This is a genomic window from Enterococcus sp. AAFC-DPL-6103 (assembly GCF_058216595.1).
Map to the genome: position 1 here is coordinate 2416070 of NZ_CM177102.1, position 15021 is coordinate 2431090.

A 15021-nucleotide genomic window follows, 5' to 3' on the forward strand; every position below is an offset into this window, starting at 1 on the left:
AATGGACTGCGAAGAAAATCGCAGTCTATTTTTATGTAAGGCGATTTATTTTTAGGTTGTTTTGTTTCGTTCTTCGACATTTCGTTGTTCAGCGGCTAAAAAATCTTTTAAATCGATTTTATTTGCTTTATTCAGCCCACCCTATCCGGAAGTCAGCTATTTTTCTCATCCTGTTTGCTTCTTTCTTCTATTTGGTTCTTGATTCCTGTTGCGAATTTTTCACTTTTTCCCACTCATTTCTTTTGTAAATAAGCTTCAACATTCTCTGTGAATTTCATACCATCTACTCCTTTTTTTCTCCATTGAAAGAGCATGTAGTTATCCTATAAATGCTCACTATTTATTTGCTTGACTACATGAAAAACCACCTTTCGATCTAAAACATGGGAACTAACCACTTTTAGTCTATGAAAGGAGGTTTTATTATTGAAACTATTTTGCGCACTTGTAAAACGGACAAGCCTTATCTCAATCCGTTTGTACAATGATGCACCAGATTAACGAATACGGAGATTATACCTGCGTCTCTTGACTCATTATGATTTGAGCAATCAACGAGCTTAAGAAATGATAACCTAATTTAGAAGGATGCAGACCATCTTCTTGTATAAATAAATTTGGTTCCTCAAAAGAAGTTTCTTGATGGTAACAATCGATAAATTCGACCGACAGTCTTTCAGCTATTTCTTTTGATAGTTGAACATACTCACCTAATATCTTAGGATCCGTTTGTTGTTTGATTGCTTCATCTACATAGCTAGGTCCTACTAAGATAACCTTACTGTCAGAAAAATAGTTGATGATTTTTTCAAGATTTCTTTGATACTCCAATTGATTGGTTCGAATGTTAATTGCATCATTAATGCCAAGAATTATCACTGTATAGTCAGATTGCAATGTTTGAGTATCCATCGTTACTAGACGTTTTAATCCACTTTCTGTCGAATCGCCTCTTTGACCTAAATTACTGATTACAAAATCTGAATGTCCTGAAAGTTCCAGTGTCCGTAAAAGATAGCGGTCTAGGATTTGTGCAACCTCTCCTTGAAAAAGTCCTGCAGCAATACTATCACCAAAGATGATGATTTTTTTCATATCTTTCATCCCTTTATATTTTATTCTTCTTAAATCTTAACACTGCTTGAAAGAAAGAAACAATTTTTTCATGCGTTATAAAAAATAACTATAACACCTATTTTAGATAATTATTCTTCTTAGCATCAGTGATGTATCTTTTCGAATACGCAATTTAAATATAGCGATTAAACAATCAAACAGGGGATTGATCGTTTTTTGTCTTTACCAACTTGAGCGGATGAATCCACGCTGATTTTTTTAGTCAATCTATTAGTTTCGTTCATAAACAAAAATGAAGTTAACAAAAAAAAATATAAAAAAACCGTCTAAAATTCGTTTTTGAAACGTTCATTTTAGACGGTTTTTAAATTTAAATTATGTTTGGAATAACTAGATTTTAACTGTTGTCCCAGACTTTATTCTTAGTACTTTTGATAATACACTTAGTTTGCAACAATATTAACTAATTTATTTGGGACAGCGATTACTTTACGAACTGTTTTCCCAGCGATTTGTTCTTGGATTACTTCATCTGCTAAAGCTACTTTTTCAAGTTCATCTTTCCCTAAGTCACGCGCAACATTTGCTTTAGAACGAACCTTTCCATTGACTTGGAAAACAACTTCGATTTCATCTTCAACTAACGCAGCTTCATCATACGTTGGCCAAGGAACATAAGAAATGCCATCTTCGTTTCCTAAAATTGACCAAAGTTCCTCGCCCAAGTGTGGTGCAACAGGAGCTAACAATTGAACAAATCCTTCAACATATTCATAAGGCAATGCATCAGCTTTATAAGCTTCGTTAACAAAGACCATTAGTTGGGAAATAGCTGTGTTGAAGTGCATACTTGCATAATCTTCTGTTACTTTTTTTACTGTCTGGTTGTAAACTTTTGCAAGCTTGCCGTCATTGATGGTTGTAATGCGATCACGCATTTTATTATTATCGTCTACGATCAAACGCCATACACGATCCAAGAATTTACGGCTACCTTCTAAGCCATTTTCACTCCATGCAATGGAAGCATCTAAAGGACCCATGAACATTTCGTACATACGTAATGTGTCCGCACCATAAGTTTCGACTACGTCATCTGGATTCACAACATTTCCACGTGATTTTGACATTTTCTCATTGTTTTCGCCTAAAATCATTCCTTGGTTATATAATTTTTGGAATGGTTCTTTTGTTGGAACAACGCCAATATCATACAAGAATTTATGCCAGAAACGAACATATAATAGATGTAGCACTGCATGTTCAGCACCACCCACATAGATATCCACTGGCATCCAACGTTCCAGTTTTTCATAGTTTGCTAATTCTTTTTTATTATGTGGATCAATGTAACGTAGGTAATACCAAGAGCTACCGGCCCATTGTGGCATCGTATTTGTTTCACGACGACCTTTTTTGCCTGTTTCTGGGTCAACAACATTGACCCAATCCGTGATATTTGCCAATGGCGATTCCCCAGTACCACTTGGTTTAATGTTATCTGTGATTGGCAAACGTAATGGTAATTCTTCTTCTGGTAAGGCAGTTACCGTGCCGTCTTCCCAATGAATGATTGGAATTGGTTCTCCCCAATAGCGTTGACGTGAGAACAACCAGTCACGTAAACGGTAGCTAACTTCTTTTTTACCAAATCCATTTTCTTCAAGCCAGCTATTCATTTTAGCAATGGCTTCTTCTGTATTCAAACCATCTAGAAACTCAGAATTGATATGTGATCCATCTTCCGTATGTGCTGCTTTTGAAAGATCGCCACCCTCAATAACTGGCTGGATTGGTAAATCGAACGTTTTGGCAAATTCATAGTCACGTTCATCATGCGCAGGAACAGCCATAATCGCACCTGTCCCATAAGAAGCAAGTACATAGTCGGCAATCCAAATTGGAATTTCTTTGCCGTTCACTGGATTGATTGCATACGCGCCGGTAAATACTCCTGTTTTTTCTTTGGCAAGATCTGTTCTCTTCAAATCAGATTTTTTCGCCGTTTCTTCAATATACGCTTCAACTGCTGCTTTTTGTTCTGGCGTCGTGATTTCACGAACCAAATCTAATTCTGGCGCTAGAACAGAATAAGTTGTTCCAAATAATGTATCCGGACGAGTAGTGAAAACTGTATAAGATTTATCTGTTCCAGCTACTTTGAACTCTACATTCGCCCCAACTGAACGACCAATCCAGTTTCTTTGCATTTCTTTAATACTTTCTGGCCAATCAACTGTTTCCAAATCGTCTAGTAAACGATCGGCATATGCCGTGATCTTCAACATCCATTGACGCATCGGTTTACGTACGACATCAAAGCCACCACGTTCGCTCTTTCCATCAATAACTTCTTCGTTTGAAATCACTGTTCCTAGTTCTGGAACCCAGTTCACAGCAACTTCTGCTTCGTAAGCTAAACCTTTTTCATATAATTTCGTAAAGATCCATTGTGTCCATTTGTAATACTCTGGATCTGTGGTGTTCACTTCTCGATTCCAGTCATAACTAAAGCCTAAAGAATTGATTTGACGACGAAATGTTTCAATATTTTTCTTCGTGAACTCTGCAGGATCATTCCCAGTATCTAACGCATATTGCTCTGCTGGAAGTCCAAATGCATCCCACCCCATTGGATGTAACACATTAAAACCTTGACTACGTTTTACACGTGAAAGAATATCTGTTGCTGTGTATCCTTCTGGATGGCCCACATGTAATCCTTGACCAGATGGATATGGAAACATATCTAGTGCGTAAAATTTTGGTTTTTGTGGATCATCTTGGGTATTAAAAGTGTGATTTTCCGCCCAATATTTTTGCCATTTTTTTTCTATCTCTTTATGGTTATAACTCATTTTTTGTCCCCCTGCATTTTTTTGTTGAAAGCAAGTTACTTTCGTCATTTTTTTCGTTCTACCGATAAAAAAACAAAAAAATCCTATAAAAAGATTGCTCTTTTTATAGGACGTAATCTACGTGGTACCACCTAATATTTACCTTTTCCATTGGAAATAGGCCTCAAACGTTGTAACGGTCGTCACCGCCACTGCTTACTTTTATGTTCAGCAAAGGCAACTCAAAGGCGAGTTCAAAAGCGTCCGTACACATTCTCACCAACCATGTGCTCTCTAAAACTTCCAACTTTTTACTAATTCCTTTTCAAGTGTTGTTTATTTAAGTAGATTCATAGTAACAAATATCTCCAGCAAGTTCAAATAGTATTTGACAAAATGTTCAGATTTATTTTGCAACTACCACACTTTGACCTGGATAAATGAAATTGTCTTTAATATTATTCCACTCAATAAATTGCGCCATTGAAAGATTGTGATCATTGGCAACGCTCCAAACAGATTCACCAGCTTTTACTGTATACTTTTTAGCCGCAGAGTTAGTAGCAGGTGCTGTTGTTTGTGCTGACCCTTTTTTCACAATGACTTTCTGACCTGGATAAATGAAATTGTTTTTTATATTATTCCACTCAATGAATTGTTCCATCGTGATATTATTTTTATTTGCTACACCCCAAACGGATTCGCCTGCCTTCACCGTGTAAAGTGTATCTCCACTGGTACTTGTGCTTGTCGTTGGCTTTGTATTATTTGAAGGCGTTGCATTATTCGCTGTATTATTTCCAGTCGTAGCTGCTGCCGAATTAGTTGATGCAGTAGAGCCACCCTTAATAATCAATTTTTGGCCCGGGTAGATGAAGTTATTTTGGATATTATTCCATTCAATCAATTGAGCCATTGTAATATTATTTTTATTTGCCACACCCCAAACAGATTCGCCTGCTTTCACCGTGTAGGTAGAAGAAGTAGTTGCTCCTGCTGAAGAGTTAGCTGAATTACTGTTGTTCGCAGTAGTATTATTATTGTTATTGGTTGTAGCACTACTTGATGTCCCGTTCTTCACGATTAGTTTTTGACCTGGATAAATGAAGTTATTCGAGATTTTATTCCATTGAACAAGTTGTGCCATCGTGATTCCATGGGCATTTGCCACGCCCCAAACAGAATCACCAGCTTTGACCGTATAAGAACCAGTTGTCGCTGCACCTGCATTCCCTGTATTAGTTGACTGATTTGTATTTGAGTTTGATGAACCTGTTGTCGTTGCGCCATTGGAAACAACTAATTGTTGACCTGGATAGACAAAATTATTTTTGATATTGTTCCATTGGATCAATTGATTCATTGTAATTCCATGGGCATTTGCGATGCCCCAAACAGAATCACCCGATTTAACGGTATATTTTGAACCATTGCTTGGTTGTGTATTTGTTGGATTACTATTACCCGAAGAATTTGTATTGCTTCCAGAATTATTGGTTGATGAGCCAGTTGATTGTTCCCCTTTGATCGTCAAACGTTGACCTGGGTAGACAAAATTATTTTTGATGTTGTTCCAATCAATCAATTGGGCCATCGTAATTCCATGGGCATTCGCAATACCCCAGACAGAATCCCCTGATTTAACAGTATATGTTGATGTTACAGTCGTAGAACCATTATCAGTTGGGTTCGTCACAGAACTATTCGAGCCTGCTCCTGTATTCACGCTACCGCCTGAACCAGTTGTAGCTCCCCCACCAGCGTTACCAGTTGCAGGCGTATCGTATCTAGTTAAGCCATAAGTTACAATAATATTGTTTAATTTTGTTGAATAAGTTGGATCTGTCGCGTAACGACCAGTTAATGCTGAAGTTGCTTCCGTATAGGACTTAGTATTACTTTTCCAAGTACCAGCATAATAATAGCCATTGCCAAAAGAAGTATTGCGCAACACATATGCATTATCACTAAATGATTCTGCAAAAGATGGGTAATGACGGAAAGGTTCTTTTTTTGTCACCCATTTGTTGTTTAAATATTCTAATGTATTCATATAAACAGTTTGACCTTGGTAACTGCCTTTGATTCCAAATAAATTGTGATAAGGTGCCTGTGACAACGCACTACTTCCCCAGCCACTCTCAACAACTGCTTGTGCGATCATAACCGAAGCATATAAGTCATTTGCTTGAGCAATGGGTTGCGCATAAGTCGATATTTCTGCGATAAATGCTGAAGTATTGATTCTCGCACCAACCTGAGCAGGTAGCTCATTTGCTGCTACAGGAACTGGTTGGATCAACGGTGCCGCAACAGAACAACCAACCATTGCAGTACCAACTGCTGCTACTCCACGTTTTGCATTTCGAAAACGTTTCTTTTCTTCTTGGCGTCTCCGCTCTTTTCTTCCAATCGTTGCCTTCTCCATTTTCTATCCTCCGCATCCATTTTCAGTTACTATAAGTATAACTTTTCTTAAACTACATTAAAAGTTCTTTAAACCCTTTGTTATCCTTTGTAATCTATATGTAATTTTACGTAACACCCAATCAACTAGTTTTGCAAAACCCTTGATAGCTATACCTTGCGAGAAATCAATATTTTTTAGGAACATCCATTTTTATTTCAGAAATATTACCAAACTTTTTCGTCAACATTACGTCGGATGTTATCATCGAAAATTCATCGTTTTTTCATTTGATTTTTTTGAGTAAAAAATCTAGCAATTAAAAAAATGCTATAATGATTTCATTATACGGAGGAGGAACTTTATGAACCAAAACAAATCATTTCGAGTTACAGGGAGTATTTTTCTTGTACTTTTCTTAACTCTTAGTTATTTTGTAAAATTTCATTTATCGCAGCTTCATAGCTTCGATCAATTTTTTACTTCAATTATTCGAGCACCTTTACCACATTGGAACGCTTACCAAATGATGGTGACAAAATTAGGAAATCCATTAACCGTCATTTCTATTTTTGTTTGCTTGATATGTTTCTTATGGATCAAAAAGAAACATATCGAACTAATTTGGTTAGCAACTAATTTCATTTTGATTGCCGGAGTCACCAATCCATTGATCAAATTATTTTTTATGCGTGATCGCCCTACATTACCCCACTTAGTTAGTGAGTCAAGTTACAGCTTTCCTAGTGGACATTCGACAGGAAGCATGATTTTATATGGTACATTGATTTTTTTGTTACCTTATTTGATAAACAATAAAACGGTACGAATTTTGTTGCAATTTATCTTAGGATTGATTATTTTAAGTGTTGGTATTAGTCGAATTTATTTGGGGGTACACTTCCCAAGTGATGTTTTAGGTGGTTACTTATTAGGATTAACTTGGTTATGTTACACTTATCCGATTTATTTAAAAAATAAGGAATCGATTACCTAACGAAGAAAAAGAAAGAAGGAATTTAAATGGAATTTCCTTATGCAGAAGGAAATAAACGTTACCATTCATGGAATTATGCTTTGCGTAATGAATTTGGTGGGAAAATTTTCAAAGTGCCTATCGATGGCGGTTTTGATTGTCCTAACCGTGACGGTACAGTAGCTCATGGTGGTTGTAGTTTTTGTAGTGTTTCTGGGTCGGGAGACATGATTGTCGCACCTGAAGATCCACTACCTATCCAATTTCATAAAGAGATTGACATGATGCACCAAAAATGGCCACATGTACAGCAATATATTGTTTATTTTCAAAATTTCACTAATACACATGCTCCTGTTGAAGTGATTCGAGAACGCTTTGAACAAGTCATCAATCTTCCTGGCGTTGTTGGACTTTCAATTGGTACACGTCCAGATTGTTTGTCAGATGAAGTGGTAGACTATCTAGCTGAATTAAATACCCGTCTCTATCTTTGGGTTGAGCTCGGTCTACAAACAACTTTTGAAGAAACTTCGATTTCAATCAATCGCGCACACGACTATCAAACTTATTTAGATGGCGTAAGTAAACTACGTAAACACGACATTCGCGTATGTACACACCTAATCAATGGCTTACCTGGAGAGTCTTTAGAAATGATGCGAGAAAATGTTCGCCGAACAATCCTAGATTCCGATATTCAAGGAATCAAACTGCATCTCATGCACTTGATGCGCAAAACACGTATGCTTCGTGATTATCACGAGGGTCGCCTTCAACTAATGAGTCAGCAAGACTATGTTCATGTGATCTGTGATCAATTGGAAATGATTCCTCAAGAAATCATTATTCATCGTTTAACTGGTGATGCACCTTGGGATTCTCTAATTGGACCAATGTGGAGCTTGAAAAAATGGGAAGTTTTGAATGCAATTGATGAAGAATTAATTCGTCGTGATAGCTACCAAGGAAAGTTCAACGTTCGAACAAAGGAGCTCGTATAGATGCTACAAACAGCACTTCATTTTAGCCACACTTTATTAAAAGAAGTCTTACAACCCGGCGATCAAGTAGTTGACGCCACAATGGGAAATGGTTACGATACTATTTTCATGGCTGAGCTGATTGGTAAAACAGGGCATGTCTATAGCTTCGATATCCAACAAAAAGCAATGGATTCCACCCAAGAAAAATTAAAAGCCGCGAACCTGGTAAAACGTACTACTTTATTTTTACAAGGACATGAAACGCTTGGTGAAGTCATTCCAATTAGTCAACCAATCAAAGCAGGAATTTTCAATTTGGGTTATCTTCCACAAAGTGACAAAAAAATTATTACTTTGCCACAAACAACCAAGAAAGCAATGGAAGAAATTTTAGCGCGGCTAGTTCCGAAAGGTCGATTGATTTTAGTTGTTTACTACGGACATGCGGGTGGAGAACACGAACTTGATATGGTTCAAGAATTTTGCCAACAATTGCCACAGGAACAATACAATGTTTTAACTTATCAATTCATCAATCAAAAAAATCAGCCACCAATCCTTTATTGTATTGAGAAAAAGAAGAAAAAAAGAGAGTTCAGCTAAAAATAGCTGGACTCTCTTTTTGCAGAAACTCTCGTTGACGAAATTAATCGGTCTTTCACCAACTTTTATTCAAATACAAATTGAAATTGAATATCTTTTTTTGACACATAACAGATATACAAAAGAACTACAAAAGCATTGATATATAGGCGTTTTTAATAATTTTTATGTTTTTATATGTCATTCATATATCGTTAATATTTTTATTATCAGTCTATTTCTGCCCCTTTTTTGCCCCTTCAACTAAAAAAGTCTTAATGTACCCTGTAGGACTCGAACCTACGACCGGACGGTTATGAGCCGTCTGCTCTGACCAACTGAGCTAAGGGTACGTACTACTGCAAATCTAAAAAAATGGACATAGACGGATAATGATGGTATTTCATTCTTCATGTTGTAATGACCAATTTATTATTGCGGAATTAATAGTAAAATTTTAAAAAAACTTTACGTGAATTGCACTGAATGATAATATTTTAGTTGATTAGGATACTTTGTAATAATGACATGAAACCTAAGCTTATAAAAATCAAAACATCAACGAACGAAAGTTCCCTATTGATTAATTTTTAAAGCGATGAAATAATAAAATTAACAACAAGGAGAATAAATCTTGTTAAGTTACAATGAATGTTATCATGGAACTACGGTAGACAACTATAATCTTATACAAACACAAAAAAAATTCACTTATAACAAACGAAAAAATCATTGGCTTGGACAGGGTGTATATTTTTTTATTGAAGATAAAGAAAAAGCTAGATGGTTTACATTAGCGGATAGAAGAAATAAAGACAAAGATAAATGTATCATACAGATTAGTGTTAATATTGAAACTGATAAACTTTTAAACTTGGACAAAGAAAAAGATAGAAAGCTTCTAAATGATTTTGCTAGAGATCTAAAAAAAGAAGGTATTCAAGTAAAAAAAATTAACGGAGCTTCTGATAGTAGAGAATTAAGATGTGTATTAATAGATGTGTATGTAAAATATTTCAGTAAACAAGCAGTCAAATATACATTTAAAGACGATAAAATACAGTATAAGAATTTAAACAAAGATGATGCTTATCCCGATAAAATCCAAAATAATGGAATACAATTAAACATTATAGATCAATCTATTATTAATTTTGATAATTTAAGTGTAGAATATATTTAGAAAGGGCGTGATATGTATGTCATTAAATAGAGAATTACTAAAAAATATTTTCGATGATATGGGATACGAAGTTGAATTTGATTCAACCACTCCGGGCTTATGTGTAGAAGAATTAGTAGTAGAATGGACATCCGATTTATGTTTAAATGATATTGAAGAACCAAAAATTAAAACTTCATCTATAAAAAAATTGCCGATCACAGAAAGTTTATCAGCCAGAAGTTATACTTCTAATTACAACTCAAAATCAAGTCAAAGTATTCTTTATTCTGATTCTTGGGGGTTAGTTGCTTAATGACTAGTATCAGATTTGAAGATTATTCTATCAATAAATTAAAGTATGAACTAAATCCACATTTCAATCCAGAAACAACTAAAATTGATATTACACCTACCTTAGATTTTGGAATTAAAATTTCTAAAATTTCATCTGAGATTTATACTAAGTTAGGAATTACATTAGGAAATTTAGAATCTGAAGATGCTGGTTTTATACTTTCTATTGAAATAGTAGGCACGTTTATGTACGATGAAGATGAAATCAATAGCTATGGAATCGAATTTGAAACTTTTATAAAAGAGAGTACTATATCTATTTTGTGGTCATTTATACGGCCTACGGTATCTGATATAATTTCGCGCGGAAATAAGTTTCCTAACTATATCCTTCCTGTAGTAAATGTTGCGAAATTAGTTAAAGAAAATAATATTCAAATTGAATATGAAAATGAAGAATAAGATCATTTTTAGTGAATGATCTTATTTTTTTATTCTGCATTATATTATATGTACTGCCCCTCAACGAGGGGATATTTATGTTTATAAGGTCAAATAGATATCCTTAATTCGCACATCATTGACTGTACCTTCACCGTTTGCTTGATTACAGCGACGGAAAATGACATCGATTTTCGTGCCTTTTTTCACCCAGCTTAAATCCAAAGTGACGTCCATTCCTAGAGCATCGCCACCTTTGTAACCATAGTTTTTCTTCACATCAGGACGTTTGATACCTTGCGAAGCCACACGAGTGATTTCTTCATTTGTGCCGTGCTTCATGATCAATATATAAGCAAATTTACCAATTGCTCCTTCTGGTTTGTCTGGCACTAACCACCCAGCAATTCGGACTTTTCCTTTGCTTACTTCATTGAACTTATCTAATTTCGCCCATGCGTTCCCTTGATGAACAGCTTTACTTGCTGCTACTGCTTTGTCATGGTCGGATGGTGTTTGTGGTTTTGGTTGCTGTACTTGTACAGACTCTACTTTCACTTGATTACTTGAAGTTTGACACTTGCCAGATGTGGCATAGGCTTCCCAAGTATTTTGATCCCCATAAAAAATATTTTGGTCATATGGTGTCGAAGTATATTGCCACATAGCTGCATTGGACCAGTGTTTAATTTTAGGGAATTTTGATTGATACGCTGCAACCCATAGCCCATAGTCGGCTTTTACAATTTCGGAAAAGTCTTCTTCAAATAAAACCGAAGCTGAGGTGTAAACTAAAGCTTTAATCCCAGTTTTTTGTTGGATACGATCCAGCATTTGTTTTAAAACACACGTTCCTTGTCGTCCATACATTTCATAGTCTAAAACTAGAATGCCTTTACCAATGTAACCTTGAACATTTTGAATAAAGAAATCTGTTTGTGTTTGCCAGTTTGAACCATCAATAAAATGATACACGCCAAAAGGTTTGCCAGCTTTGATAGCTTGTTGAACAAACGGATCACAATAACGATCCACAAAGTTACAACCTTCCGTTGCTTTAAACATATAAGCATCTGCTGGATAGTCCTTGATTTTTTTTGAACCATTGTTATTGGATAAATCTACTACCTTTAATTTCATTTTTCATCGTCTCCTTTATCTAATTCTTTGATTCCATAAGTCGTTTGTTTCCATAATTGATCGCCATACACTGTAATTCCTACTGCCACAATTGCGACAAAAAAATTAAATACGTTATATCCACCAAGTAATAGTGGTGTACAAATACAACTAATGACCGTGAGTACCAAAGGAATTCCCCAGTTGGGGAACTTAGGAATTTCCTTTAACACTTTTCCTGCTACATATAACCCACACATAGCGAGGATCATTTCAGTTGAGAGTGATTCCATCAGAATCCACCTCCTTTCAGGGCATAAAAAAGAAGCACAGAATTATTTCCGTACTTCTTTTTCGATCTCATTGACTTTGTCATCAATCCGTTTAACATCTGATCGTGTATTGATCAATTCATTTTTAATTTCACTCAACGTAGCTAAAAAGTCTCGTCGATCTTGTTTTGAGTTTTCTCTTTCATCGTGTAGTTCTTTTCGATAGTAAATATTGATTCGCCAAGAAGCGAAAATAATAAACCCGATCAATACAACTGTTAAGGGTAAAAAAATAAGCCCGTCGATTGCGACTAGCTTGTTAAAAATCTGATCAATTCCTTTCACACTTTCTCACCTTCTTCATCAAATTTTAGGAGAGAAATGATAGAATCCTCTTGCAAACAACTTTTCGCCCTCTTCTAAGGTAATTGTTGCAGAAGAATCTGAAGCTATAGGATTGAAATAAACTTTACCGTAATTTCGGTAAAACCATACGCTTTTTCCTTGATTGTATTGATAGCGACCTAAACCAAAATTTCGATCAATCCCTATAGTTAATTGATTCATATTATCCGTAAGAATCATTTGCGAACAATAAGATTCTCCTTTCCCTCCTCCATAAATATTTTCAGTAAATTCTGTAATAGTTTTTAAGTACAGGTTATCGTCAACTGGTAATAATGCTTTTGAATAGCTACTACTATTTGAAGCTTGCAAGAAGTAATAATCTTTCATTGTCAAAGGTTCTAAAGCTGTCAATTCTACCTCAACCTGAATTTTTCCACCGATAACTAGATAAGTCACTTTTTCACGTAAAATAGCTCGACCAGATCCGTCTGCTTTCTTAGTATTTGTTCCTTGAACCAGATTCACGACCACAATTTTGATTTCATCTCCACCGATTATTTGATCTAATAAGTCTATTTCTACATTATCCACAAATATTTTTAAACTCTCGATAGTAGAAGTAGGAGTGTTTTCATCTCCACCCGCACTATCATTATTATAAGCATGCCAGCCACCTGTATAATCTGCTGATTTTGGCTTATCTCCATCAATATTCTGTAAAGCCCTTAATTGATGATACGGAGAAACATAATCGGTAAATACTTTATTCAACAAGATTCTATTTCTCGAAAAATCACTTGATGGATATATTTCGTCATTTGGCAATAAGTATGAGTTAGAAATTTGCCATGTCTTATTTTTCGAGATAATTCCAAACGTAAGTAGCAAATCCTGTCTTTGGTTATATTTACTAATAATTTCAATTGTATCTGGTAATCGACGAACATACATTTTTTTATTAGATTTTATAGTTTCTAATTCAGAAATATCTTTTGAAACAATTTCTTTCCAAGCTCTTTCGCTGGGATTCCAAAATTGACGATCTAATGGAACATTTGGCAATGGTGGTATGGACGTATAAGGCACCCCTTCTGGGAAATCATCTGGCATATTTTCCCAGACCTTACAACCTACTGGATAAAAATATTCATACATTGTTTTCATGATTTGTTCCTCCTAAGCTTTGATTACTTCTTGGATGTGGAGTTGGTCGACTCCCCAAGCATTTACTGAGCTAGTCTTGTAATTGGTTCCTGTTATTAGTGTCACTTTGTCTCCAGTATAAAATTTTCGTACCTTGAACCATCCAACATCATTTCGCCAATTCAATGAACCCGCAACGCCTGCCACTCTCTGTTTATTACCACCATTGGTTGCTATTTCGAGATAAGCGTAGTACTTAGAGTCTTCAGTTTGGCAAGTAAAATTTCCGTTAAATTGTAAGGTACACTCTTTTAAAATTGTTAATGTCTTTAAATCAGATGAAATGGTAAACAGATCATTATTTTTTGACCGTTCATTATCATATGAGTAGGGTGTTCCCCATTTTAGTATCGTTCCGTCTTTTACTTCTACTCCACCCAATTGTCCGCCAGTAAGTGTGATCCCAAACGTTTCTTTCGCAAGATTAACTCCTTTAACCATCGGTGTTTGCAAAAAATTCTTAAACCCGTCAATGGACTGATTACTTGAAGTATCCACAGCTTCTTTGAAGTTTTGATTAATAACTTCTGCGCCATTTTCCATACCTCGATAAATTTCTTGAAATGACATTAAAAATCCCTCCTATATCGATAAATCAAAAACGATCGATCGATTATTCTCTTCATCAATAATAAGATATTTATTATCGTTAATTTTATTCGGTAAATATGTTGTTTTATAGTCATTTGGTATTGTGACTACACATTTGTTAGAGCTAATCTGTTTGACACTACACGGCACAGAATTTGGAGCGCTTCCTCCAAAAAAACCTTCGGGTTCCGTCCCTAAGGGAACTACACCAATCCCATATGTCCAAGTTCTAACCACAATTAATGGATTTACTCCTAAATTATGCTCAATTGTTACGTCAAATCCTTCTGGAATAGAAGACGACAAAATCTTTTCAATATATTCTAATCTTTCGTCTAGAGTTTCAAATTCTCCGTATTTCTCACTGCTTCTAGCATTAATTACCTCGCTATCTACAGTAGCATTAGCAATCACATTCTTGAAATTTTCTTCAATAATGGTTTGTCGCTTTTCAATCTCTGACTGACGTTTCTCGGTATTTTCTGTTAAAAGCTTAATTTTATTGAACAACACACTGGTATATTCCATCATTCTTGCTAATGATTCTCTCACATGACGACGATACATCTTAGTTCTTATCCATGTAGCAAATGTCCTTGAAATAGGATCAATAATCCCGTACTTAATTTCATCTTGAACCTCATCAACATCTGTTGGATCTCGGTAGTCTACAGATGTGTTAGGTTCATTAGTTGGTTGTGTATCTTTAAATTCTTGTGTCAA

15 protein-coding genes, 1 tRNA gene and 1 other annotated feature are annotated in these 15021 nt (G+C 35.4%); of the genes, 6 read left to right on the forward strand and 10 right to left on the reverse strand.

The genetic code is table 11. The features are described from left to right. Positions 1–513 precede the first annotated feature (513 nt). From AC4BC3_RS11440 to AC4BC3_RS11450, 3 genes are all read right to left on the reverse strand, one after another. Positions 514–1095, reverse strand: a complete 582-nt coding sequence (locus tag AC4BC3_RS11440; protein WP_490466547.1) for an SGNH/GDSL hydrolase family protein — start codon at positions 1093–1095, stop codon at positions 514–516. A 425-nt stretch (positions 1096–1520) separates the two neighbouring features. Then, positions 1521–3935, reverse strand: coding sequence for a leucine--tRNA ligase (gene leuS / locus AC4BC3_RS11445; RefSeq protein WP_206910357.1), 2415 nt, complete (start codon positions 3933–3935; stop codon positions 1521–1523). A 103-nt stretch (positions 3936–4038) separates the two neighbouring features. Next, positions 4039–4251, reverse strand: a binding site (T-box leader). A gap of 69 nt (positions 4252–4320) precedes the next feature. Continuing rightward, entirely contained in the window at positions 4321–6342 is a 2022-nt protein-coding gene (locus AC4BC3_RS11450; protein ID WP_490466548.1) for a LysM peptidoglycan-binding domain-containing protein, read from the reverse strand. A gap of 343 nt (positions 6343–6685) precedes the next feature. On the opposite strand from AC4BC3_RS11450, the gene AC4BC3_RS11455 reads away from it, so the two are divergent. From AC4BC3_RS11455 to mnmM, 3 genes are read left to right on the forward strand one after another with little or no spacing between them, the layout of a single operon-like run. Next, the gene (locus AC4BC3_RS11455) at positions 6686–7318 is read left to right on the forward strand and encodes a phosphatase PAP2 family protein (RefSeq protein WP_490466549.1); all 633 of its coding nucleotides are present in this window, start codon (positions 6686–6688) and stop codon (positions 7316–7318) included. Between the two features lie 26 nt (positions 7319–7344). Next, positions 7345–8301, forward strand: coding sequence for a tRNA modification radical SAM protein MnmL/YtqA (mnmL, locus tag AC4BC3_RS11460; protein ID WP_490466550.1), 957 nt, complete (start codon positions 7345–7347; stop codon positions 8299–8301). After that, the gene (gene mnmM / locus AC4BC3_RS11465; protein WP_490466551.1) at positions 8302–8886 is read left to right on the forward strand and encodes a tRNA 5-(aminomethyl)-2-thiouridylate-methyltransferase MnmM; all 585 of its coding nucleotides are present in this window, start codon (positions 8302–8304) and stop codon (positions 8884–8886) included. A gap of 258 nt (positions 8887–9144) precedes the next feature. Here mnmM and AC4BC3_RS11470 read toward each other — a convergent pair. Then, positions 9145–9218 (reverse strand) — tRNA-Ile (locus AC4BC3_RS11470). A gap of 281 nt (positions 9219–9499) precedes the next feature. Between AC4BC3_RS11470 and AC4BC3_RS11475 the strand changes: the two genes are divergently transcribed. The 3 genes from AC4BC3_RS11475 to AC4BC3_RS11485 are packed head-to-tail and all read left to right on the forward strand — an operon-like array spanning position 9500 to position 10786. After that, complete coding sequence (locus AC4BC3_RS11475) at positions 9500–10048, forward strand: hypothetical protein (RefSeq protein WP_490466552.1); 549 nt, start codon at positions 9500–9502, stop codon at positions 10046–10048. A 16-nt stretch (positions 10049–10064) separates the two neighbouring features. Next, positions 10065–10343 carry a hypothetical protein gene (locus AC4BC3_RS11480; RefSeq protein WP_490466553.1) on the forward strand — a complete coding sequence of 93 codons (279 nt, stop codon included), beginning with the start codon at positions 10065–10067 and terminating at the stop codon, positions 10341–10343. Then, positions 10343–10786 (forward strand): preprotein translocase subunit SecB, encoded by a 444-nt coding sequence (locus AC4BC3_RS11485; protein ID WP_490466554.1) that lies wholly within the window; start codon positions 10343–10345, stop codon positions 10784–10786. The genes AC4BC3_RS11480 and AC4BC3_RS11485 overlap by 1 nt, the downstream gene beginning before the upstream one ends. 81 nt (positions 10787–10867) lie before the next feature. Here the strand turns inward: AC4BC3_RS11485 and AC4BC3_RS11490 are convergent, their stop codons facing one another. The 6 genes from AC4BC3_RS11490 to AC4BC3_RS11515 are packed head-to-tail and all read right to left on the reverse strand — an operon-like array spanning position 10868 to position 15021. Beyond that, positions 10868–11905, reverse strand: a complete 1038-nt coding sequence (locus tag AC4BC3_RS11490) for a GH25 family lysozyme (protein ID WP_490466555.1) — start codon at positions 11903–11905, stop codon at positions 10868–10870. Next, a complete protein-coding gene (locus AC4BC3_RS11495) occupies positions 11902–12177 on the reverse strand; it encodes a phage holin family protein (RefSeq protein ID WP_490466556.1) in 276 nt (91 codons plus the stop codon). The genes AC4BC3_RS11490 and AC4BC3_RS11495 overlap by 4 nt, the downstream gene beginning before the upstream one ends. Positions 12178–12219: 42 nt before the next feature. Continuing rightward, positions 12220–12501, reverse strand: a complete 282-nt coding sequence (locus AC4BC3_RS11500) for a hypothetical protein (RefSeq protein ID WP_490466557.1) — start codon at positions 12499–12501, stop codon at positions 12220–12222. 18 nt (positions 12502–12519) lie between these two features. After that, positions 12520–13668 (reverse strand): hypothetical protein, encoded by a 1149-nt coding sequence (locus AC4BC3_RS11505; protein ID WP_490466558.1) that lies wholly within the window; start codon positions 13666–13668, stop codon positions 12520–12522. 12 nt (positions 13669–13680) lie between these two features. Continuing rightward, positions 13681–14277 (reverse strand): hypothetical protein, encoded by a 597-nt coding sequence (locus tag AC4BC3_RS11510; RefSeq protein ID WP_490466559.1) that lies wholly within the window; start codon positions 14275–14277, stop codon positions 13681–13683. A gap of 12 nt (positions 14278–14289) precedes the next feature. Beyond that, the gene (locus AC4BC3_RS11515) at positions 14290–15021 is read right to left on the reverse strand and encodes a hypothetical protein (RefSeq protein ID WP_490466560.1); all 732 of its coding nucleotides are present in this window, start codon (positions 15019–15021) and stop codon (positions 14290–14292) included.